The following is a 22,317-nucleotide window of genomic DNA, read 5'->3' on the forward strand; positions in this document are numbered from 1 at the left end:
AACACGAACCGTCCCCTCGCCACCCGCATCTGCGCTATTCTCAAAATGACATCGCAACAGGAGCCGCACATGACACGCCTCACCGCCCGCGACTTTTCCCCTGAATTGCTGGAACTTTACGATTTCTACGCCCATGGCCGCATCACCAAGCGCGAATTTCTGGACCGCGCCGGGAAATTTGCCGTGGGCGGCTTGACCGCCGCCACGATCCTGTCCGTCATGTCGCCCGATTACGCGTTGGCCCAGCAGATCGATTTCACCGACCCTGACATTATCGCCGAATACATCACCTACCCCTCGCCCGATGGCCATGGCGACGTGCGCGGCTACCTCGTCCGCCCCGCCACGGACGGCGTTGCCACCGCCGACCCGCGCGCTGCCGTGGTCGTCGTCCACGAAAACCGCGGCCTCAACCCCTATATCGAAGATGTCGCCCGCCGCGTGGCCAAGGCAGGCTACATCGCCCTCGCCCCCGACGGCCTCACCTCGGTCGGCGGCTATCCGGGCAATGATGAAAAGGGCCGCGAATTGCAGTCCTCGGTCGATCCGGAAAAGCTGATGAACGATTTCTTCGCCGCCATCGACTTTCTAAAGGCCGACAGCCGCACCACCGGCAAGGTCGGCATCACCGGCTTCTGCTACGGGGGCGGCGTTTCCAACGCCGCAGCCGTCGCCTTCCCCGATCTCGCCTGCGCGGTCCCCTTCTATGGCCGTCAGGCCGCCCCCGCAGATGCCGCTCGCATCACAGCGCCCATCCTGCTGCACTATGCCGAACTCGACACGCGCATCAACGAAGGCTGGCCCGCCTATGAGGCTGCGCTGAAAGCGGCCGGAAAAACCTATGAGGCGCATATCTACCCCGGCGTGAACCACGGCTTCCACAACGATTCCACCCCCCGCTATGACGAGGCCGCCGCAATCCTCGCCTGGGACCGCACCCTCGCCTGGTTTGCGAAATACCTCGCCTGACCGGCCAAAAGGACACCACGACCGGGAACCGCCACTGATCACACGGCGGTTCCCGCCACGACTGCCGCCGCCCACACCGGACAGGCCCACCCCCACCGCGGCCCCCGAGGCAACCGCCCCCCCAAATCCCCAATCTTTACGCCGCCTTTACGCCCTTCGCCCCGAACGGGAATGGCATCTTTACGGCCACCCACCGCACCCTCCGCTCTCTGAAACGGAGGTTCCGCAATGCTCGACATCATTTACATCGGCCTGGGTCTGGGCGGTTTCGCCCTCTTCGCCCTCGCCGTCCGCAGGCTGGAGCGGATGTGACATGCCGCTTTTTGATCTGATTCTGGGCGGCGGCGTGGCCGTGGGCCTGTTCCTCTATCTCGGTGCCGCTTTGCTGCGCCCCGACTGGTTCTGAAGGCGCATCTCATGGCCTTGCTGGCATATACCCTGTATTTCGCCGCCCTCATCGGCGCGGCCCTTCTCATCGCCCTCTGGATGGGCCGCGTCTATAGCGGCCTTCCCGCACTGGCCGGGATCGAACGCGCCGTCCTGCGCGCCAGTGGCGCAAATCCCGAACGCGACATGACCTGGGGCACCTATGCCATGGCCGTGCTGGCGTTCAACCTCGCCTGCTTTCTGCTGCTTTACACGATCCTGCGGGTGCAAGGCGCATTGCCCCTGAACCCCGACGGCATCACCGGCATGGCCCCGGACACTGCCTTCAACACCGCCATCAGCTTCGTGACCAACACCAACTGGCAGGCCTATACGGGCGAGGCACAGCTCAGCTACCTGTCCCAGATGGCCGGGCTGACAGTGCAGAACTTCGTCAGCGCAGGCACCGGCATGGCGGTGGCCCTGGCCGTGATCCGCGGCTTCACGGCGCCCAAAGGCAGCACGCTGGGCAATTTCTGGGTAGACCTGACACGTTCTGTCCTGTGGGTCCTGCTCCCGCTGTCGGTCATGCTCGCCCTGTTCCTTGCCTGGCAGGGCGTCCCGCAGACGCTGCAAGGCGCGGTAACGGCGACAACGGTCGAAGGGTCGGAACAGATCATCGCCCGCGGCCCCGCCGCCGCCCAGATCGCCATCAAGCAGCTGGGTACCAACGGCGGCGGCTTTTTCGGCGTCAACTCCGCCCACCCGTTCGAAAACCCCACCATCGCCTCCAACCTCGCGCAAAGCCTGTCGATCCTGCTGATCCCCGTCGCCTTCTGCTTCCTTTTCGGGCGCATGGCCGGGGATCGGCGGCAAGGCTGGGCGATCTTCGCCGCCATGGCAGTGATGTTCGTCGCGGGCCTCGCGGTCATCCACTGGGCCGAGGCGGCAGGAAACCCCCTCCTCGGCCCCGGCGCCAACCTCGAAGGCAAGGAACAACGCTTCGGCGCGCTGCTCTCGGCGCTCTGGGCCACCTCCACCACCGCCGCCTCGAACGGATCGGTCAACGCGATGCATGACAGTTTCATGCCGCTCTCCGGCCTCGTGATGATGGTGTTCATGCAGATCGGCGAGGTCATCTTCGGCGGGGTGGGTGCCGGTCTTTACGGGATGCTGCTCTATGTCGTGCTGGCAGTGTTTCTTGCGGGGCTGATGGTCGGGCGCACCCCCGAATATCTGGGGCGCAAGATCGAAGGGCGCGAAGTCACCCTCGCCGTTCTGGCCTTCCTCTCCATGCCGCTGGGCATTCTGGTCGGCGGCGCAATCGCTGCCACCGTCCCCGCCGCCCTTGCCGCCGTCCAAGACCCCGGCCCGCACGGGCTAAGCGAAATCCTCTACGCCTACTCCTCTGCCACCGGCAACAACGGCTCGGCCTTCGGCGGCTGGGGCGCGGCACAGCCCTGGCACACCACGGCGCTGGGGCTCATCATGTTGCTGGGCCGCTACGCCGTGATCGTGCCGCTGCTGGCCATCGCAGGCTCGCTCATCCGCAAACCAAAGGCCGCAGCAACCACCGGCACCTTCCCAACCCACGGACCGCTTTTCGTGACGCTGCTGGTACTGACCGTGCTGATCCTCGGCGCGCTCACCTTCTTTCCCGTCCTTGCCCTCGGCCCCATCGCGGAAGAAACCGCGCGCTTGGCCGGGCAGAGCTTTTGAGGCCTCCCATGTCCAGAAATGAAAAAGCGGCCGATATGTCCGGCCTGATGCGGACTGCCGCCCGCCAAAGCGTGACAAAGCTCGACCCCCGCACCCTGTGGCGCAACCCGGTGATGTTCGTCACCGCCATCGTGGCGGCCATGACCACGGTGCTGGGCCTGCGCGACCTGCTCTCGGCCACCCCCGGCGCGGGCGTGGCACTCCACATCGCGCTCTGGCTGTGGCTCTGCGTGCTGTTTGCCAACTTCGCAGAAAGTCTGGCCGAAGGCCGCGGCCGCGCACGGGCCGATACGCTGCGCGCCACCAAATCGGAAACCCGTGTCCGCGTGCTCGAATCCCCCGACGCCGACCCCACCACCGCAACCGAGATCGTCTCCACCGCCCTGCGCGCCGGGCAGTTCGTCTACATCACGGCGGGCGATATCGTCCCCACCGATGGCGAAGCCGTGCGCGGCATGGCAAGCGTCAACGAAAGCGCCATCACAGGCGAATCCGCCCCCGTGATCCGCGAAGCCGGCGGCGACCGCTCCTCCGTCACCGGGGGCACCACAATCGCATCCGACTGGCTGGTGATGAAGGTCACCGCCGAACCCGGCAAAAGCTTTCTCGACCGCATGATCGCGCTGGTCGAAGGGGCCGAACGGCAGAAAACCCCGAACGAGATCGCGCTGAACATCCTGCTGGTGGGCCTGACGCTGATCTTCCTCTTCGTTGTGGTCACCCTGCCGGCCTTCGCCAGCTATTCGGGCACCACGATCCCGCTGGTCGTGCTCGGGGCGCTTTTCGTCACGCTCATCCCCACCACCATCGGCGGCCTGCTCTCGGCCATCGGCATCGCGGGCATGGACCGGCTGGTCAAGGCCAATGTCATCGCCAAATCCGGACGTGCAGTCGAAGCGGCGGGCGATGTCGACACGCTCCTGCTTGACAAGACCGGCACCATCACCTTCGGCAACCGCATGGCCGACGCGCTGATCCCCGCACCCGGCGTCACGGCGCAGCAACTGGCCGAAGCGGCGGCACTCGCCTCCCTCGCCGACGAAACACCCGAAGGCAAATCCATCGTCGAAAAAGCGCATGAGATGCTGGGGGCCATCCCGCCCATGCCCACGGGTGCCGAACCCGTGGCCTTCACCGCACAGACCCGGCTGTCGGGCCTCGACCTCCCCGATGGCCGACAGTTCCGCAAGGGCGCGATCGACGCCGTTATCCGCCTGACCGGGCAAACCCCGCCCGGCGCCTTGGCGGCGCAGGTCGATGCCATCGCCCGCTCCGGCGGCACGCCGCTTCTGGTGGCCGAAGGGCGCACAATCCTCGGGGTCGTGCACCTAAAGGACATCGTCAAACCCGGCGTGCGGGAACGCTTTGCCGAACTGCGCGCCATGGGCATCCGCACCGTAATGATCACCGGCGACAACCCCCTGACCGCCGCCGCCATCGCGGCCGAGGCCGGGGTGGACGACTTCCTCGCCGAAGCCACCCCCGAAATGAAACTTGATCTCATCCGCCGCGAACAGGCGGGCGGGCGGCTCGTCGCCATGTGCGGCGACGGCTCGAACGATGCCCCTGCGCTGGCACAGGCCGATGTGGGCGTCGCCATGAACGCCGGCACCCCGGCGGCAAAAGAGGCCGCCAACCTGATCGACCTCGACAGCGACCCCACCAAACTGATCGAGGTGGTGATGGTCGGCAAGCAACTGCTGATCTCGCGCGGCGCACTGACCACCTTCAGCATCGCCAATGATGTGGCAAAATACTTCGCCGTACTTCCCGCGATCTTTGTTGCGGCCTATCCGGGGCTGGCCGTGCTCAACATCATGGGGCTGGCCTCGCCCACCTCGGCGATCCTGTCGGCGGTGATCTTCAACGCGCTGATCCTCATTGCGCTGGTGCCGCTGGCCCTGCGCGGGGTCGCCTACCGCCCCGCCACCGCGGCCCAACTGCTGCGCCGCAACCTGCTCGTCTACGGCTTGGGCGGGTTGATCCTGCCCTTCCTCGGCATCAAGGCCATCGACCTGTGCCTCGTCGCCCTGAACCTGGCTTAAGGAGATCGTCATGCTGTCCCATCTGCGCCCCGCCCTCACCCTGACGCTTCTGTTCACCCTGCTCACCGGTCTTGCCTATCCGTTGGCCCTGACGGGCCTCGCCCAAGGCCTCTTTCCCACTGCTGCAAACGGCAGCCTGCTGATGCAAGGGGATCGGGTGATCGGCTCCGCGCTTCTGGCCCAACCCTTTGCAGGGCCGGGCTACCTGCACCCACGCCCCTCGGCCAGCGGCTGGAACGCGGCGGCAAGCGGGGCCTCTAACCTCGGGCCGACATCCGCCGCCCTGATCTCCGCCGTGGCCGAACGCCGCGCCGCGTGGGAGGCGGATACCGGCCAGCCCGCCCCCATCGACGCCATCACCACCTCCGCCTCCGGGCTCGATCCCCATATCAGCCCCGAAAATGCCCTCGCACAGGCCGCCCGCATCGCCGCCGCCCGCAACACGGATGAAGCCACCATCCGCCGCCTGATCGCACACGCCACCCTCGGCCGAACGCTCTGGCTTTTCGGCGAACCGCGCGTGAATGTGCTGGAAACCAACCTCGCCCTCGACGCGGCCTTCCCCCCGCCGCCCGTCGCCGAAGAAACGCCCGCGCCATGACCCCAGATACGGCCATCCGCCCCTCGCCCGACGCCCTGCTAACGCAGGCCGCGCGCGAAGGGCGTGGTCGGCTGAAAATCTTCATCGGCGCCGCACCCGGCGTGGGCAAGACCTGGGCCATGCTCGACGACGCGCAGCGCAAACTCGCTGACGGCGTCGATGTGCTGGCCGCCCTGATCGAAACCCACGGCCGCCCCGAAACGCAGGCCAAACTGTCCGGCCTGCCGCAACTGGCCCGCAAACCCGTGATCTACAAAGGCCGCGCCCTGACCGAGATGGATATCGACGGCCTCCTCGCCCGTCGCCCCACGCTCGCCCTGATCGATGAACTGGCCCACACCAACGCCGATGGCAGCCGCCACGAAAAGCGTTGGCAGGATGTCGAAGAGGTGCTCGCCGCCGGCATCGACGTCTTCACCACCCTCAACATCCAGCACATCGAAACGCTCAACGAAACCGTCGCCCGCATCACCGGGATCCGGGTCCGCGAAACCGTTCCCGATCGCGTGCTCGAAATGGCGGACGAGATCGAACTGATCGACATCCCGCCCGACGAACTTCAGGAACGCCTGCGGCAGGGCAAGGTCTACCCGCAGGATCAGGCCACCCGCGCCCTGACCTCCTTCTTCGCCAAGGGCAATCTGACCGCGCTGCGCGAACTGGCCCTGCGCGCCGCCGCTGACCGTGTGGATGCCCAACTGCGCGAACATATGGCGGCCAATGCCATCACAGGGCCATGGCCCGCACAGGAACGCATCCTTGTCTGCATCAACGAAAGCCCCGCCGCGCGCGAGGCGATCCGCGTCGCCAAACGCTCCGCCGACCGCGCCCGCGCCGAATGGATCGCGCTCAATGTCTCGCAAACGCGCGCCGAATCCCTCCCCGAGGCGGAAAAGGACCGTCTCGCCGGAACCCTCCGCCTTGCCGAACGCCTCGGCGCCGAACTCGCCACCCTCGAAGCGGAACGCGACGTCGCGCAGGCGATCCTCGCCTATGCCGCCGACCGCAACGTCAAGCGCATCATCATCGGTCGCCCCCGGCCCCGCCCCTTTTGGGCGCGCCTGTCCAGCGAGGATGTCGCAAGCCACCTCCTGCGCCAATCCGGCAAGTTTGAAATCACCCTCGCCGCCGAACCCGAAGAACGCCCGCAGCGGCGCGGCTGGAACCTGCCCGCCATGCCCGGCGAACCCCGCGCCTGGGCCGAGGCGGTTCTGGCCGTCGCCATCGCCTCGGTCTGTTCCTATGCCGCGGAACTGCTTTTCCCGGTCGCCAGCCTGTCGGTGATCTACATGACGGCCGTGGTCGTGGTGGCCAGCAAGCGCGGCCTTGGCCCCGCGCTTGCCACCTCGCTGATCGGCTTCATGGCCTATAACTTCCTCTTCACCCACCCCCGCTACACCTTCCACGTCTCGCGCCAAGGCGAACTCCTGACACTGGGCCTGTTCCTTGTGGCCTCCCTGATCACAGGAAACCTTGCCGCCCGCCTGCGCGCCCGCGTGCAGGCGCAATCGGCCATCGCCGACCGCACCAACAAGCTTTACGATTTCAGCCGCCGCGTCGCCGCCGCAGCCACACCGGATGATGTGATCTGGGCCTCGGTCAGCCATGTCGCCAGCACCCTGCGCTGTGAAGCCGTGCTGCTGCGCCCCTCACCCGAGGGCGAATTGCGCGTCGTGGGCGGCTTCCCCCCCGAAGATCGTTTGGAAATTCGCGACCAATCCGCCGCCCAATTCGCATGGGACAGGGCCGAACCCTCCGGGCACGGATCGGACACGCTGCCGACAGCCCGCTGGTTTTTCCTTCCCCTCGTCGCGGGTGAACGCAAACTGGGCGTGCTGGGCATCGCCCATGCCGATGACCGACACCTCGCGCGCACCGACCGCCGCCTTCTGGATGCGCTGGTCGACCAGATCGCCCTCGCCCTCGAACGGCTGCGCCTGACCGAAGAACTGTCACAGTCGCGGCTTGCCTCGGAAACCGAACGCCTGCGCACGGCGCTCCTCTCCTCTGTCAGCCATGACCTGCGCACCCCCCTCGTCACCATCATCGGCGCGGCAGGCAGTCTTGCCGATACGCCGGGCCTGCCCCCTGATGCCCGCAAGGACCTAGCCGAAAACATCCGCGAAGAAGGCGAACGGCTGGATCGCTACGTTCAGAACCTGCTCGACATGACACGGATCGGCAACGGCGCCCTGACCCTGCGCCTCGCCCCGGTGGATCTTGGCGAACTTATCGGCGCGGCCCGCCACCGCCTGCGCGCGCCCTTGCGCGCCCATTCCGTCAGCGCCGATCTTCCCCCCGGCCTGCCCGCCGTGCTGGCCGATGAAATCCTGCTCGAACAGGTGCTGGTCAACATCCTCGACAATGCCGCCAAATACGCCCCGCCCGGATCAACCATCGCCCTTGCGGCCCGTCCGAACGGCGCGCGGCTCGAACTGTCGATCACCGACAGCGGCCCCGGCATCCCACCCGCCCAGCAGGCCCGCGTCTTTGATATGTTCTACCGCGTCACCGAAGGCGATCGTCAGCGCGCCGGAACCGGTCTTGGGCTTGCCATCTGCAAGGGTTTGACCGAAGCCATGGGCGGCACCATCCGGGCCGAAACCGCCGCAGCCGATGGCACCGGCACGCGCATCGTCCTGTCCCTGCCGCTCTTCAACCCCGAGACCTCTGCATGACCACCCCCACCCGTATCCTGCTGATCGATGACGAAGCCCCGATCCGCCGCTTCCTGCGGGTGCCCCTTCAGGCCGAAGGTCACAGCATCATCGAAGCCGGCACCGCACGCGAAGGCATCCTCGCCGCCGCGCGCGAATCCCCGGGCCTCGTGATCCTCGATCTTGGCCTGCCCGATGCCGACGGCCTCACCGTCCTGCGTGAGATCCGGGGCTGGAGCAAGGTTCCCGTCCTCGTCCTGTCGGTGCGCGCGGATGAGGCGGGAAAGGTCGCCGCACTCGACGCCGGGGCACAGGATTACGTGGTCAAACCCTTTGGCGTGAACGAACTCCTCGCCCGCATCCGCAGCCTTCTGCGCGACAGGGCCGACGCCCCCGCCCCGGCGGTGATCGAAACCCTCGACCTGCGGATCGATTCCGCCAACCACACGGTCACCAAATCCGGCACCCCCCTGCACCTGACGCGCAAAGAGTTTGATCTGCTCTGGCTGCTGGCAAGCCATGCGGGGCGGCTGGTCACGCAAGGCATGATCCTCAAATCGCTCTGGGGTCCGGCCCATGCCGAAGACAGCCAGTATCTGCGCGTCTATGTCCGCCAACTGCGCCAGAAACTCGCCGACGATGCCACCAATCCCCGCTACATCATGACAGAACCCGGCATCGGCTACCGCTTCCTCGGCTGACGCCTCCGCCCGTTGTACTGGCAGCCACCCAGCGCCAGTATCACGCCGCGCCCCAACCACGCGCGCGCCGCATCGGCCGTCACACCACCCCAGCCCGCGCATGCCGCCCTTAAAGGTACCTGAACCTGTGGGCTCAATACCCGCCACATCAGATGCGGGCCGCCCCTCTAAACATCCGTGCTGCACGCCCGATCAGGCACGGCCACCCCACCGGCCCGGCCATCTCTGCCGACCACAGACCTTACCACCCCGTTAACCTTAACGGGGCGTAAGCCCCCCGTGCGTATGCACAGCCGTCTGCACCGGCGGCTGCACCGCGCGCTGCACAGCCAAAACCCCCAAAACCCGGAAATTTATCCAGCGTCCGCAGGGCTTTGGCCCAAAACCGCCGCCACGCGGGCCATGAAATCCTCACCCCGTTTTTCAAAGTTCGGATACTGGTCGAAACTCGCCGCCGCCGGCGCCAGCAGCACCACTTCGCCCGGTTCCGCCTCTTCCGCCGCCCGCGCCACCGCGCGCTCCATCGTCTCACATATCTCGTGCGGCAAGTCCCCGATCTGCAACGCAAAATCCCGCGCCGAATGGCCAATCAGATAGGCCTTCACCACCGATCCCAGCAGCGGCTCCAGGGCGGCGATGCCACCCTCCTTGCCCATACCCCCGGCAATCCAGCGTATCTTTTCAAAGGCTTGCAGCGCCTTGGCCGCCGAATCCACATTCGTGGCCTTGCTGTCATTCACAAACCGCACGCCGCCGCGTTCCCCCACCAACTGGCTGCGATGCGGCAGCCCTGCAAAGGACCGCAGCGCCTTTTCAATCTCCTTCGGCCCCACCCCCAACGACCGGCAGGCCGCATAGGCCGCGCAGGCGTTCTGGTGGTTATGCGCCCCGGGCAAGCCCTTGATTTCCCTCAGGTCCACGCTCGCCACCTGCCGCCCCTTGCGCCATTCCGACAGGAACCCCTTGCGCGCAAACACCGCCCAGCCGAACCCTTCCAGCTTGGTCCCCGATGAAATCCGGATCACCCGGTCATCCTCTGGCCCCTCGGCCAGTTGGTTGGCCAGATAACGCCCCTCCACCTCATCCACACCCACCACCGCCCGGTCCGGCCCACCTTCGGAAAACAGCCGCCGCTTGGCCGCGAAATAGCCGCCCATGCCGTTGTGGCGGTCCAGATGATCAGGGGAAAGGTTCGTGAAAACAGCAACATCCGGGGTCAACGCCCGCGCCAGCTCCGTCTGGTAGGACGATAGTTCCAACACCACCACCTCGCCCTCAACACCGGGATCAAGGTCCAGCACCCCCCGCCCGATATTGCCCGCCATTTGCACCGGGCGCCCGACCTCTTCAAGGATGTGATGGATCAGCGCAGTGGTCGTGGATTTCCCGTTCGACCCCGTCACCGTCACCACCCGCGGCACCGTGTCGAACCCGTCCCAATCCCGCGTGGCAAAGCTGCGAAAGAACAACCCGATGTCGTTGTCGACAGGAATCCCCGCCTCATAAGCTCGCCCAATGATCTTGTGCGGCGCGGGGTAAAGGCTTGGAATCCCGGGCGAAACCACCAGAACCGCCACCCCGTCCAATGCCCCGTGACGGCCCAGATCGGTTACCTCGAACCCCTCCGCCTCGGCCTTGGCGCGCGCCTCCGGGCTGTCATCCCACAGCAGCAACTCCGCCCCGCCCGCCTGCAAGGCCCGCGCCGTGGCAAGGCCGGACCGCCCCAATCCCAGTACCGCCACCTTGCGGCCCGCATATCCAACCACCGGGATCATCAGCAACCTCCTGCCTTGTCTGCCAGCCCAAGGGATAGGGGACACAGGGCAAAAGGGAAAGGCCCCCTTCCCACAGCATAACGGGGGGTCAACGCCCCCCGGCCCGCTTCCCAAACCCTTGCAAAGGCTGACAATCCGGTGTCACCTCACCCCATGGTCCACCCAGCACCCCCCCGCTTCGCCACCCGGATGGACCTGGTCCAACCCTCCGCCATCCGCGAATTGCTCGCCCTCGGGGCCGACCCGTCGATCATCTCTTTCGGCGGCGGCTATCCTGATGCCAGCCTCTTTCCCCGCGCCCAGCTGGAAGAGGTCTACCGCGATGCGATCCGCGATCCCTCTGGCGATCCGCTGCAATACGCCCCTTCCAACGGCCTGCCCAAACTCCGCGCGCAAATCGCCGCCCTGATGACCGATGACGGCACCCCCTGCGGCCCTGATGATGTGCTGGTCCTGCAAGGCTCCCAGCAAGGCCTTGATTTCGCAGCCAAGATGCTGGTCAACCCCGGTGAGGTGATCATCGTCGAAGACCCCACCTTCCTTGGCGCCCTCATCGCTTTCGCCCCCAGCCAGCCGCGCTATGCGCCCATCCCGGTCGATGCCGATGGCATGGATATGGATGTGCTGGAAGCCACCCTCGCCACCACCCCCCGGGCGCGGATGATCTACACCGTCCCCGATTTCCAGAACCCCACCGGCGTCACCCTGTCGCTCGCCCGCCGCCACCGGTTGATCGACCTTGCCAACCGCCATGACCTGACGGTGATTGAGGACACCCCCTATCGACACATCCGCTTTGCGGGCGACACCCTGCCCACGCTGAAAAGCCTCGATACCCAAGGTCGCATCATCCACCTTGGCAGTTTCTCGAAAATCCTCGTCCCCGCGATGCGCTTGGGTTGGGCGGTCGCCGCGCCGCAACTGCTTGAAAAGATGGGCCTACTGAAGGTCGCGTCTGACACCCAGACCTCCACTCTCAACATGGCCGCAGCCAGCCTGTTTCTGGAACGGCATGACCTTCAGGCCCACATCGCCACCCTGCGCCACGCCTATCGCCGGAAGAAAGAGGTCATGCTCGACGCCATCCGCCTGCATTTCCCGCAAGAGGTGACAGTGACCGATCCCGAAGGTGGCCTCTTCACCTGGGCGCGCTTCCCCGATGGCTTCGACGCCACGGCCTTCATGCGCGACCATGCTCTGCCACAGGCGCGGGTGGCCTATGTCCCCGGCGGCAGTTTCTTTGCCACCACGCCCCAAGCTAACCACGCCCGCATCAACTTCTCCGCCCCGTCCGAGGATCGCATCCGTCAGGGGATCGAATCCCTCGGCCGTTGCCTGAAATCCCATATGTGAAAGCCCGCGCCATGCCTGTCACGCTGCACCGCACCACGCTTCCCCTTGCGCCCGATCTTTCCGGTTGGGCCGATATCCCGGTCGCTGTCGCAGTCGACACCGTCCCCGGCGCGCGCCAGATCGACCCCGACATCCGCCCCTTGCGACCGGCGGGCCGGCAGCCCCGGCTGATCGGCCGCGCCGTCACGGTAGATTGCGCCGCGCCGGATTTCGGGGCCGTGCTCCATGCGCTTGATCTCATTGGCAAAGGCGAGGTGCTGGTCATTGCCGCCCGCGCCCATCGCGACCACGCCATGATCGGCGATATCCTGTCGGGCCATCTGCGCAACAAAGGCGTCGCAGGTGTGATCGTCGATGGTGCGGTGCGCGACACCGGCACCCTTGGCCTATGGGATGATTTCGCAGTCTTTTCCCGTCACATCACCCCCCGTGGCCCGACGGGCGCCGATCAGGGCGCGGTCATGGGACCGGTCACCTTTGGTGGCATCACCATAGACGCGGGTGATCTGATCCTTGGTGATGACGATGGCCTCGTCTGCCTGCCCCCTGCCGCATGGGAAGAAGGCCTCACCCCCGCCCGCGCCAAACTCGCGCTTGAGGATCGCTGGACCGAAGCCCTCCGCACCGGCACCGCCACCGCAGCCTTCGCCCTGCCCGCCCCGTTCCGCCGCTGACGATCCCAACGCAACTTCCCGTGGAAGGAAATCCTCACCCTTCCAGCAACAGCGCCGACCCAATCCCACCCGCCGCCGCAATCGCGGCCAGCCCCACGCCACGCCCCAGATCGGAAAACAGCCGCACCGCCAGCACTGCGCCCGATGCCCCCACGGGATGCCCCCGCGCCAGCGCCCCGCCTCCAAGGTTCACCCGCGCCGGATCCAGCCCCGCGCCTTCGACACAGGCGATGGCCTGCACGGCATAGGCCTCCATCACCTCGGCCCGGTCCAGCGCCCCCGGCCGCAGCCCCGCCGCGCCCAGCACCTGCCCAATCGCCGCCACCGGGGCCAGCCCCGGCTCCCATGGCACCCCGCCCAGCGTCACCCCGCCTGCAATCCGCAAAGCCCGCGCCGCCCGCACCGCCACACGCTCTGACACCACCAGAACCAGCGCCGCGCCATCCGCCGCCACCGCCGCGTTGGCCGCTGTCACGCTGCCCGCCACCACCTTGGCCCGCGCCGCAAGCGCGGGCGTCAGGTCGCGCGTGAACCCGTCCCGCACTTTACCGCCGACACCAACGATCTCACCCGACAAACCCGCCGCCCGTGCCTTGCGATGGCTCTCCACCGCCCAGCCATCCTGCCGCTCCCGCGAAATCCCCAGCCGCAGGGCCAGCGCCGCCGCCGCCTCGGCCATGCCGGGGTCGCGGTCGGGCCAGGGGGTGAAGGGTGCCTCGTCATAGGCCGCCGCTGCCCCCGGCATCCGCCGCTCAGGGCGCTGGGAATAGCTCTCCACCCCGCCGGCCACCACCACCTCGGCCAGCCCGGCCATCACCATTCCCCGCGCGATCAGCACCGCATCCAGCCCGCCTGCACATTGCCGGTCGATGCTCAGCCCGGCCACCCGCTCGGGCAGGCCCGCCGCCAGCGCCACCCGCCGCGCAGGGTTCCCACCGGGGCCCAGCACATTGGACAGCACGACCTCATCCACCTGATCCGCCGCGATCCCCGCCGCCTCCAGCAGCGTCCGCAGCACTGGCGCGGCCAGGTCCTCAAGGCTCAGCGCCCGAAACGCCCCGCCGCGCGGCATCACCGCCGTCCGCTTTGCCGCGATCACAAAGGCCTGCATCCGCCCGCCCCCCAGCACGCGCAACCGCCTGCCCATTCACCTTGGCCCAAATACCCAAAAAACAGCGCCATCTGGCACACCGCCATGTAGTATGCGGCCCTCACAGCCCCACCTCCGCCGCCAGCCGCGTCAGATCGACCTTGCCCGAAGCTGTCTCGGGCCAAGTCTCGCGCCAGATCACCGCGCGCGGCATCTTCAGCGGCCCCAGCCGCGCCCGCGCCGCCCGCAGAATGGCCGCCTCCTGCGCCGGATCACCCTGCAACACCGCCACGATCACATGCCCCCGCATCCGGTCGGGTCGCGGCAGCACGACGGCCCGCCGCACGCCCGGCAGGGCCGCCAGAAAGGCCTCGATCTCTTCGGGAAAGACGTTTTGATCCGCCACTGTCACCATCCGCCCGGCGCGCCCGGCCAGATGCAGCTCGCCCCGCTCCATCCAGCCCATCTCGCCCACCGACATCCAGCCCTGCCGCTTCAGCGGCGCCATCCCGCGTCGGTCGCCATAGCGCGCGCAGAGATAGGGCGACCTCACCCAAACCTCACCCAATCCCCCCGGTCCCAGCACCGTGCCATCAGCCGCGCGAATTTCCAGCCGCACGCCGGGATAGACGCGCCCCACCCCTTCTGCCGCTGATCCTTCGTCGGTCAGGGTCACGAAACTCGTCTCCGCCGCGCCATAGAATTCCCGCACCTCAAGCTTGGGCGACAATCCCGCCAGCGCGGCGCGCAGGGCAGGGTCCAGCTTCGACCCACCCACCAGCACCAGCGCCAGATCGGGCAGTATCCCCAGCCCCTTTTCCACCAGCAGCCGCAATTGCGCGGGCGTGGCATAGATCACCTGCACCCGCCGCTCTGCCAGCGCGCGATGCTGCGCATCCGGGCGCAGACTGGCCAACAGATGCACCTCTGCCCCCAGACAGGCCCCTTCCAGCGCCCCATATAATGCAAGGGAATGGTCAATCCGGCCCAACACCGCGACCCGATGCCCCGGCACGATGCCGAACAGCCGCGCATTCACCTCAAAACTCGCACACCAACTGCGCTGTGTCCGCCGGATGCGGCGCGGCACGCCGGTCGAGCCTGAGGTCAGCGTCTCGAACACCGGGCGTTTACCGGCCTCAGGCGCAGGCAAGCCCCCTGCGCCAACCCGGAAGGGCAGACCCAGCGCCCCCCGCGCCAGCGCTAATGACACCGCTACCCCGCAGGGAACATCGGCGATGACCACTGCATCCCCATCCGGCAGGCCCGTCACCTCTGCGCCATCGGGCCCGAAAATTCGCGCCGCGGGATGGCGGCAAAAGCGATCCGCGATCCCGGCCCCGCGCGCCACAGGGGTCACTCTGGCCGGAACCGCGCCGACAATGCCCGCGCGCCCTGCGCCAGCAGCGCGATATCCATGCCGACGGCGGTAAAGGTGGTGCCCCAGCCAATGCAGGTCTGCGCGAAATCCGGGTCCAGCGTCAGGATGCCCGCAGGCTTGCCTGCCGCCACGATGGCCCGCACCGCCGCCTCGATCGCCGCCACCACATCCGGGTGCCGCATATCGCCCACATGCCCCATGCTTGCCGCCAGATCGGCCGGTCCGATGAACAGCGCATCCACCCCGTCCACCGCCGCAATCTCGGGGATGCGCTCCAGCGCCTCGGCCGTTTCCACCTGCACGATCAGGCACAGCTCTTGCTCGGCCCGCTGATGATAACCCGCCACCTGCCCGAACACGCTTGCCCGCGTCAGCCCCGCGACACCCCGGATGCCGCGCGGCGCATAGCGCATCGCCGCAACCGCCGCCCGCGCCTCATCGGCATTCTGTACATAGGGGATCAGCAGGGTCTGCGCGCCCAGATCCAGCAGCCGCTTGATCAGCACCACATCATTCGACGCCGGCCGCACCACGGCTTGCGTGCGATAGGGCGCCATCGCTTGCATCATCGCCAGCGTGTCGGGAACATCCGTGACCGAATGTTCCGTGTCGATCACCACCCAATCGAACCCGCAGGTCGCCAGCAGTTCCGCCACCACTGTACCGGGCATGGAATTCCACAACCCGATCTGTTGCCGCCCATCCTTAAGCCCGCGCTTGAAGCGGTTCACAGGCAACATCATGCCGTCACCAGCGTCTTGATCCGCCGCAACGCCAGCAGATACCCCTCAACCCCGCATCCCGCGATCACGCCCTCGGCGCGCAGCGAGACATAGGAATGATGCCGGAACGTCTCGCGCTTGTGGATGTTCGAGATATGCACTTCGATCACCGGCCCGTCGAACGCGTTCAGCGCATCCAGAATGGCGATGGAGGTGTGCGTCAGCGCGCCGGGATTGATGATCACCCCCGCCCCTTCCACCCGCGCCTGATGAATCCAGTCGATGATCTGGCCTTCATGGTTCGACTGATGAAACCGGATCGTCAGGCCCAGCTCTTCGGCCAGCGACGCACAATCCTCGGCCACATCTTCCAGCGTCGCACGGCCATAGATTTCAGGCTGTCGCAACCCCAGCAGGTTCAGATTGGGACCGTTGAGGATGTAGATGGGCTTTGCCACGGCTGCGGCTCCTTGGATGCGTTCACGCGGACGTTAATCGCGCCCAGCCCGGCCCGCAACCTTTGCCCGTGGCCGCATTCCAAAACCCGCTGTTATCTTGCGGCGCGGGCATACGCCCGCACGACTTTTGTCTCGCCTGCTCGCCTGCGCGCTTGGCTCGGCTGATGGGGGCGCTGCCCCCAAACCCCCGGGGTATTTTGGCCAAGATGAAGACCATGCGCAGCGGTCTTACCCAATAAAAATAGGCGCCCGCCCCCATCGCGATCCATGGTCACCACCTGCGGGAGCCGTGCAGGTCGGCAATCTTGGATCAGGGTCGGACGCCCAGTTTGCCACTCCTCTGGGGACAGAGAAGTTTCGTCGTCTCAGGCCACTTTCTCCAGCGCCACTTCCGGGGAAATCCCCAGCGCGCGGACAACGGCCTGTGTCAGATGCGGGCGGTTCAGCGTGTAGAAATGCAGATCCTCCACCCCGCCCTCGATCAGACGCGCACAGAGCGAGGTGCACTGCGTCAGCGCCAGCAATTCCTCGCGCCCGTCACGCGCCGCGATGCGGAACGCCTCATCCAGAGCGCCGGGTACTTGGGTTCCGCAGCGATGGGCAAACTTCTTCGCCCCGTCCCAGGACGTGATCGGCAGGATGCCCGGAATGATCGGCGCGTTGATCCCGGCTTTCACGCAGGCATCGCGGAAGCGGAAAAACGTGTCGGCGCTGAAGAAGAACTGCGTGATCGCGCTGCTGGCGCCCGCGTCGATCTTGCGCTTGAGCCAATCCACATCGGCAAAGCTGTCCTTGGCATCGGGGTGCGGCTCCGGATAGGCGCCCACGCGGATCTTGAATTTGCCCGTCTTGGCCAGCGCCTCGACCAGTTCCACGCTCGATGCAAACCCATCGGGATGTGCGGTGAAGCGCTGCGCCCCCTTGGGTGCATCGCCGCGCAGGGCCACGATCTCCGTCACGCCAGCCGCGGCGTAGCTTTCGGCAATCTCCAGCGTTTCACTGCGGGTCGCATCCACGCAGGTCAGATGCGCCGCCACGTTCAGCCCGTAATTGCGGTGGATCGCCCCTACCGCCTCATGCGTCAGCTTGCGCGTCGTGCCGCCCGCGCCATAGGTGACCGACACAAAGTTCGGCCGCAGCGGGGCCAGAACCTGCACCGTCTCCCACAGCCGGAAAGACGCATCCAGCGTCTGCGGCGGAAAGAATTCAAAGCTGATGCGCGGGGCGGTCATGGCACGAAACTCCTGATGTCTTGCCCTCTTGTCTCAGGAAACGTCATGTGAGACAAATTCATAATACTCATCATCAACATGAATCCTGCGCATCATCATGCATCTCGAATTCCGCCACCTTCGCACCATCCGCGCCATCCATCAGGCTGGTGGCCTCGCCCGTGCGGCCGATATCCTGAACATGACGCAATCCGCCTTGTCTCATCAGGTAAAGGGGTTGGAGGATCAGGCCGGGGTGGAGCTTTTCGTCCGCCGCTCCAAACCCATGCGCCTTTCGGCGGCGGGCATCCGGATGCTGAAACTCGCCGAACGCATCCTTCCCGAGATTGATGCGTTGGAAGAGGAATTCCGCGCCCTGAAATCCGGCAAAACGGGGCGGCTGCATATCGCCATCGAATGTCATGCCTGTTTCGATTGGCTTTTCCCGGTCCTCGAACAGTTCCGCCATGCCTGGCCCGATGTCGATGTCGATATCCGCGCGGGCCTTGCCTTTGACGCCATCCCCGCGCTGTTGCGCGAAGAGGTGGACCTTGTGATCTCTTCCGATCCCCTCCGCCTTGACGGGGTGATCTACAACCCGCTCTTCGACTACCACCCCACTTTCGTCGCCGCCAAGGACCACCCGCTTGCTGCGAAAGATTGGGTCGGGGCAGAGGATTTCCGCGACGAGGTGCTGATCACCTACCCCGTCAGCCGCGACAAACTGGATATCTTCACCGAATTGCTGACCCCGGCCAAAGTGGAACCCCGCGGCCAGCGCCCTGTGGAACTGACCGCCGTGATCCTGATGCTGGTCGGCTCCAACCGCGGCGTTGCCGTGCTGCCCGATTGGGTGCTGCGCGATGTGCGCAGCCATGCCGATTACATCACCCGCCCCCTCGGCCCCCGCACCATCACCCGCCGCCTCTACGCCGCCACGCGGGATGAGGATGCCGCCAAGCCCTTCATGGCGCATTTCCTGCGGCTGGGCCGGACCGAACCGGTGAAGTTGCAGCGCGGCTAGGCGGTTTTTGACGCAAGAACCGCACTGGAATTTGGCGCAAATTCCGGCACCAAACGTCGGACCAAACGATTTCTGCGCCAAAAGTCGTTGCGAAATCCGCGACAGATTTCGCTCTGCCCCAAGGCCACGGCCAAACGCAAAAGCGTGGACCTGCGACATCGTAAATGCCGAAGATCGCGGGCAACTTACACCAAATCGAAATCCGTAAGGGTCAATGCCGTCACGCCGGTCAGCGTCGCCACCAAAACCGGTGCACTCCCGCCTACGCCATCGCTGTCCCAGAACAATTGCCGGTTTGCCGGATTGAAAAAGAACCACGACGCCCCGCTTCCACCCGCCGAGGTTCCGTTCACAAATCGCAGAGTCGAGTCCATTCCGGCGAAGCTGTCGACCTCGAACCGCAACCGATCCACGCCGGACACGAAGTCTGTGACTGTATCATTGAACAGGGCGTCATTGTCCCAATTCTGAAAGGAAAACACATCGCTTCCCGCGCCTCCGGACAAGCGGTCGCGTCCGCTTCCACCATCAAGCCAATCATTGCCTGCGCCACCTGAAAGCGTATCATTGCCAGCATCACCGTAAAGTTCGTTTGCAAGCCGATTGCCCGTAAAGCGATCGGCCAAAAACGTACCGGCGAGGTCTTCGATACCGATCAGGTTTTCCACATTACCAAAACCGTCGTTGATCACGCGATTCGTGGACAGGGCCAAATTCACCACGGCGCCGGTATTGACGTCGTCATCCCCAAAAAACACCACATCGCGCCCGGCCCCGCCATCAATCCGATCCACTCCCTCGCGGCCAATAAAGAAATTGCGATCTGCGTTGCCGATAAGGACATCATTTGCCGCCGTACCTGAGACCACTTCGATCCCCGACAACCGATCAGTGTTTCCCCAGCCATCCGTCGCGGTGCCGGTCGCCAGATTGACCGTCACCCCCAGTAGGCCGCCAAAATCGGCATCTAGATGATACCATACCGCGTCAAAACCCGAGCCCCCGTCGATCGTGTCATTCCCACGCAGCCCCGCAAACTGCTCCTCCGCGGCGGACCCGGTAAAGTTGTCGGACATCCGCGAACCCTGCACCCGCTCGATTCCGAACAGAGTGTCGGTCCCACCCCAACTATCCGTGGCAACCCCGGTCGCCAGATTCACAACCGCGCCGCGAAAGGCCGATCCATCGAAAAAGCTTTCAGAGAGGGAATAGGTATCCCGGCCATGGCCACCAAAGATCGTGTCATTTCCAGCACCCGCCTCGATGAAATCCCAGCCGCCGCCGCCATAGATCACATCATTGCCACCGTTGCGCCCGCCGATGATTTCATCATCGAGATCCGACCCATTGATCGTGTCGTTGCCCGCCAGGAACAGCGAAAAAAGTTCCCAGCCATTGGGCGTCCTTTGCTGTCCGAACCGTTCCCATCCGAACATAAAATGATCAAAATCCGTCAGCTCAATCGAGAGTCCGGTCACTGTCATCCAGACCTGCCCGTTCACGCTCAGTGTGACAGCCTGCACCTCGCCCGACAGAGGCCGCGTCGGCGTCCCCGGAGCATAGGTGAGGCCGACCCCCGTTACCGTAATCACCAATACACCCACAGAACTTGCAGGATTGGTCAGGGTCACGGATGTCGGCGACCGGATCAGCGACAAGTTTGGATCACTTCGGGAAAACTCGAAAAGATCCGGCAACCACACATCATTCGTGTTGACGGCATTGGTCAGGGTCAAAACAGCCATGCTAGGCACCCGATAAATCGTTAAAATACTCGACTCAGGTTAGGAACAGCCAAGCAGCTTGGCAAGCCATTTGGAGCTTACCTTCCCTCCCCACCACGCGTCACTCGTCCTCCTTGACCGCAAAGCGCCGAGCCCCAACGATCCCGGGAAGCGCGACCTGCACCCTGATGGTCAATGTCGCGGCCGGAACGATTTCTGCATTAGAAATCGTCGCGTGATTTGCGCCAAATTTCACCAATTCCCCGCTCACGCGCCGCATTCTCCCGCGCCAGCGTCGCCGCCTCGACCTCGGCCAGACGCTGCAACGCGCCTTCTATGCCGCTCCGGCGCACCTCCCGCTCCCAGATTCGCTGCGCACTCTTGGCGCTCCAAGGCAGCGCCGCGCCTTTCAGCCAAAGCCGCAACGGCGCAGGCAGGCGGTCATGCGCCCGCATCGCGCAGCCCTCACGCCGCCGGGCCAGCGGCGAGGACAGGTTCCCGCTCATGCCGCCTTCCACAGCGGAAAGGGATCCGCCATCCCCGCCCAGTCACCGGGGGCGAACCCTTCGGCGGGCACCAGCGCCGCATCCAACGCCGCGACAATGGCCGCGCGGTCCATCCCATGCCCGATGAACACGATCTCCTGCCGCCGGTCGCCCCAAGGCTCGGCCCAATGCGCGCGCAGATCGGCCAGCGCATCGGGATGCTTGGGCCACCGCCCCTCAGGCACCGCCGCCCACCAGCGGCCCAAGGGCGACACCGATGACACCGCCCCCGCCAGCGAAAACTCCGCCGCCCAGTCGGGCCGTGTGGCCAGCCAGAAATGCCCCTTCGCCCGGATCACCCCCGGCAAATCACCGTTCAGCACCGCATGAATGCGCGCCGGATCAAAGGGCCGCCGCGCGCGATAGACAAAACTGGCGATCCCGTATTCCTCGCTCTCCGGCACATGCGACGCGAACCCGTAAAGCTCCTTGGCCCAGAGCGGATGCTCTGCCGCACGGTCGAAATCGAACAGACCAGTGCCCAGGATGGCGCCCGGTGGCACCCGCCCGTGATCGACCTCGATCACCCGCGCATCGGGGTTCAGCGCTGCGATGATCTTGCGCGCCGTATCCACCCGCGCCGCCCCGGCATCGCGCACCTTGTTCAGCACGATCACATTGGAAAACTCGATCTGCTCGGTGAGCAGGTTCACCAGCGCGCGCCCGTCGCCTTCGGGTGTTTCCACCCGCGCTGCCAGAAAATCATGGCTCGCGAAATCCCGGGTCAGGTTGATGGCATCCACCACCGTCACCATCGTATCCAGCCGCGCCACATCCGACAGGCTGATCCCCTCCGCATCGCGGAAGTCAAAGGTCGCGGCCACCGGCAGCGGCTCTGATATCCCGCTCGATTCGATCAGCAGATGATCGAACCGCCCCGCCTCGGCCAGCTTGCGCACCTCCACCAGCAGATCGTCGCGCAGGGTGCAGCAGATGCAGCCATTGGTCATTTCCACCAGCTTTTCCTCGGCCTGATGCATCTCGGCCCCGGCGCGGATCAGGTCGGCGTCAATATTCACCTCGGCCATATCGTTGACGATGACCGCCACCCGCAGCCCGTCGCGATTGTTCAGCACATGCGACAGCAGCGTGGTTTTTCCGGCACCAAGGAAACCGGACAGGACGGTGACGGGCAAGCGGTTGTCTTTCTGAAAAACTTCGGACATTCGGCGACTCCATAATGTTATATCATAACATATATGCGTCGATCCTAAGCCTGTCCAGCAGCCCCAGTCTGGCCAAGAGAGTTTCCAACAAACATGAAAGGGCGGCGCCTGTCCGGCACCACCCTCCGGCTTAATC

Annotated in this window: 19 protein-coding genes; 10 read left to right on the forward strand and 9 right to left on the reverse strand. The window is 65.6% G+C overall.

Annotation, left to right across the window (positions count from 1 at the left end):
* Window positions 1-69 precede the first annotated feature (69 nt).
* The 7 genes from yghX (at window position 70) to RSE12_16425 (ending at window position 9,058) form a co-directional block, all read left to right on the forward strand.
* Window positions 70-969, forward strand: a complete 900-nt coding sequence (yghX, locus tag RSE12_16395; protein WRH61931.1) for a YghX family hydrolase — start codon at window positions 70-72, stop codon at window positions 967-969.
* A gap of 313 nt (window positions 970-1,282) precedes the next feature.
* On the forward strand, window positions 1,283-1,375 hold the full coding sequence (kdpF, locus tag RSE12_16400) for a K(+)-transporting ATPase subunit F (GenBank protein WRH61932.1): 93 nt from the start codon (window positions 1,283-1,285) through the stop codon (window positions 1,373-1,375).
* Between the two features lie 11 nt (window positions 1,376-1,386).
* A complete protein-coding gene (gene kdpA, locus RSE12_16405; protein WRH61933.1) occupies window positions 1,387-3,054 on the forward strand; it encodes a potassium-transporting ATPase subunit KdpA in 1,668 nt (555 codons plus the stop codon).
* Window positions 3,055-3,062: 8 nt separating this feature from the next.
* On the forward strand, window positions 3,063-5,099 hold the full coding sequence (gene kdpB, locus RSE12_16410) for a potassium-transporting ATPase subunit KdpB (GenBank protein ID WRH61934.1): 2,037 nt from the start codon (window positions 3,063-3,065) through the stop codon (window positions 5,097-5,099).
* Between the two features lie 10 nt (window positions 5,100-5,109).
* Window positions 5,110-5,700, forward strand: coding sequence for a potassium-transporting ATPase subunit KdpC (gene kdpC, locus RSE12_16415; GenBank protein ID WRH61935.1), 591 nt, complete (start codon window positions 5,110-5,112; stop codon window positions 5,698-5,700).
* Window positions 5,697-8,378, forward strand: coding sequence for a sensor histidine kinase KdpD (locus RSE12_16420; GenBank protein WRH61936.1), 2,682 nt, complete (start codon window positions 5,697-5,699; stop codon window positions 8,376-8,378). The genes kdpC and RSE12_16420 overlap by 4 nt, the downstream gene beginning before the upstream one ends.
* The gene (locus RSE12_16425) at window positions 8,375-9,058 is read left to right on the forward strand and encodes a winged helix-turn-helix domain-containing protein (GenBank protein ID WRH61937.1); all 684 of its coding nucleotides are present in this window, start codon (window positions 8,375-8,377) and stop codon (window positions 9,056-9,058) included. Before RSE12_16420 ends, RSE12_16425 begins: the two co-directional genes overlap by 4 nt.
* Window positions 9,059-9,411: 353 nt before the next feature.
* Here RSE12_16425 and murD read toward each other — a convergent pair whose 3' ends face one another.
* The gene (gene murD / locus RSE12_16430; GenBank protein ID WRH61938.1) at window positions 9,412-10,833 is read right to left on the reverse strand and encodes a UDP-N-acetylmuramoyl-L-alanine--D-glutamate ligase; all 1,422 of its coding nucleotides are present in this window, start codon (window positions 10,831-10,833) and stop codon (window positions 9,412-9,414) included.
* A gap of 153 nt (window positions 10,834-10,986) precedes the next feature.
* Here murD and RSE12_16435 point away from each other — a divergent pair, with 153 nt between their 5' ends.
* On the forward strand, window positions 10,987-12,186 hold the full coding sequence (locus RSE12_16435; protein ID WRH61939.1) for a PLP-dependent aminotransferase family protein: 1,200 nt from the start codon (window positions 10,987-10,989) through the stop codon (window positions 12,184-12,186).
* The gene (locus RSE12_16440; protein WRH61940.1) at window positions 12,183-12,860 is read left to right on the forward strand and encodes an RraA family protein; all 678 of its coding nucleotides are present in this window, start codon (window positions 12,183-12,185) and stop codon (window positions 12,858-12,860) included. Before RSE12_16435 ends, RSE12_16440 begins: the two co-directional genes overlap by 4 nt.
* Before the next feature lie 34 nt (window positions 12,861-12,894).
* Here RSE12_16440 and RSE12_16445 read toward each other — a convergent pair whose 3' ends face one another.
* The 5 genes from RSE12_16445 to metF form a co-directional block, all read right to left on the reverse strand.
* Entirely contained in the window at window positions 12,895-14,007 is a 1,113-nt protein-coding gene (locus RSE12_16445; protein WRH61941.1) for a thiolase family protein, read from the reverse strand.
* 64 nt (window positions 14,008-14,071) lie between these two features.
* Window positions 14,072-15,310 (reverse strand): AMP-binding protein, encoded by a 1,239-nt coding sequence (locus tag RSE12_16450; GenBank protein WRH61942.1) that lies wholly within the window; start codon window positions 15,308-15,310, stop codon window positions 14,072-14,074.
* Window positions 15,307-16,074 (reverse strand): aldolase/citrate lyase family protein, encoded by a 768-nt coding sequence (locus tag RSE12_16455; GenBank protein WRH61943.1) that lies wholly within the window; start codon window positions 16,072-16,074, stop codon window positions 15,307-15,309. Before RSE12_16455 ends, RSE12_16450 begins: the two co-directional genes overlap by 4 nt.
* Window positions 16,071-16,511: a type II 3-dehydroquinate dehydratase gene (gene aroQ, locus RSE12_16460; protein ID WRH61944.1), complete on the reverse strand. Its 441-nt coding sequence runs from the start codon at window positions 16,509-16,511 to the stop codon at window positions 16,071-16,073. Before aroQ ends, RSE12_16455 begins: the two co-directional genes overlap by 4 nt.
* A gap of 365 nt (window positions 16,512-16,876) precedes the next feature.
* Window positions 16,877-17,743, reverse strand: a complete 867-nt coding sequence (gene metF / locus RSE12_16465; GenBank protein WRH61945.1) for a methylenetetrahydrofolate reductase [NAD(P)H] — start codon at window positions 17,741-17,743, stop codon at window positions 16,877-16,879.
* A gap of 97 nt (window positions 17,744-17,840) precedes the next feature.
* Between metF and RSE12_16470 the strand changes: the two genes are divergently transcribed.
* Window positions 17,841-18,746, forward strand: a complete 906-nt coding sequence (locus RSE12_16470; GenBank protein WRH61946.1) for a LysR family transcriptional regulator — start codon at window positions 17,841-17,843, stop codon at window positions 18,744-18,746.
* Between the two features lie 185 nt (window positions 18,747-18,931).
* Here RSE12_16470 and RSE12_16475 read toward each other — a convergent pair whose 3' ends face one another.
* The 3 genes from RSE12_16475 to RSE12_16485 form a co-directional block, all read right to left on the reverse strand.
* Complete coding sequence (locus RSE12_16475) at window positions 18,932-20,491, reverse strand: calcium-binding protein (protein WRH61947.1); 1,560 nt, start codon at window positions 20,489-20,491, stop codon at window positions 18,932-18,934.
* A gap of 200 nt (window positions 20,492-20,691) precedes the next feature.
* Window positions 20,692-20,976 carry a DUF6525 family protein gene (locus tag RSE12_16480; protein WRH61948.1) on the reverse strand — a complete coding sequence of 95 codons (285 nt, stop codon included), beginning with the start codon at window positions 20,974-20,976 and terminating at the stop codon, window positions 20,692-20,694.
* Window positions 20,973-22,181, reverse strand: coding sequence for a GTP-binding protein (locus RSE12_16485; protein WRH61949.1), 1,209 nt, complete (start codon window positions 22,179-22,181; stop codon window positions 20,973-20,975). The genes RSE12_16480 and RSE12_16485 overlap by 4 nt, the downstream gene beginning before the upstream one ends.
* Window positions 22,182-22,317 lie beyond the last annotated feature (136 nt).

The organism is Fuscovulum sp. (genome assembly GCA_035192965.1).
Classification (GTDB): Bacteria; Pseudomonadota; Alphaproteobacteria; order Rhodobacterales; family Rhodobacteraceae; genus Paragemmobacter.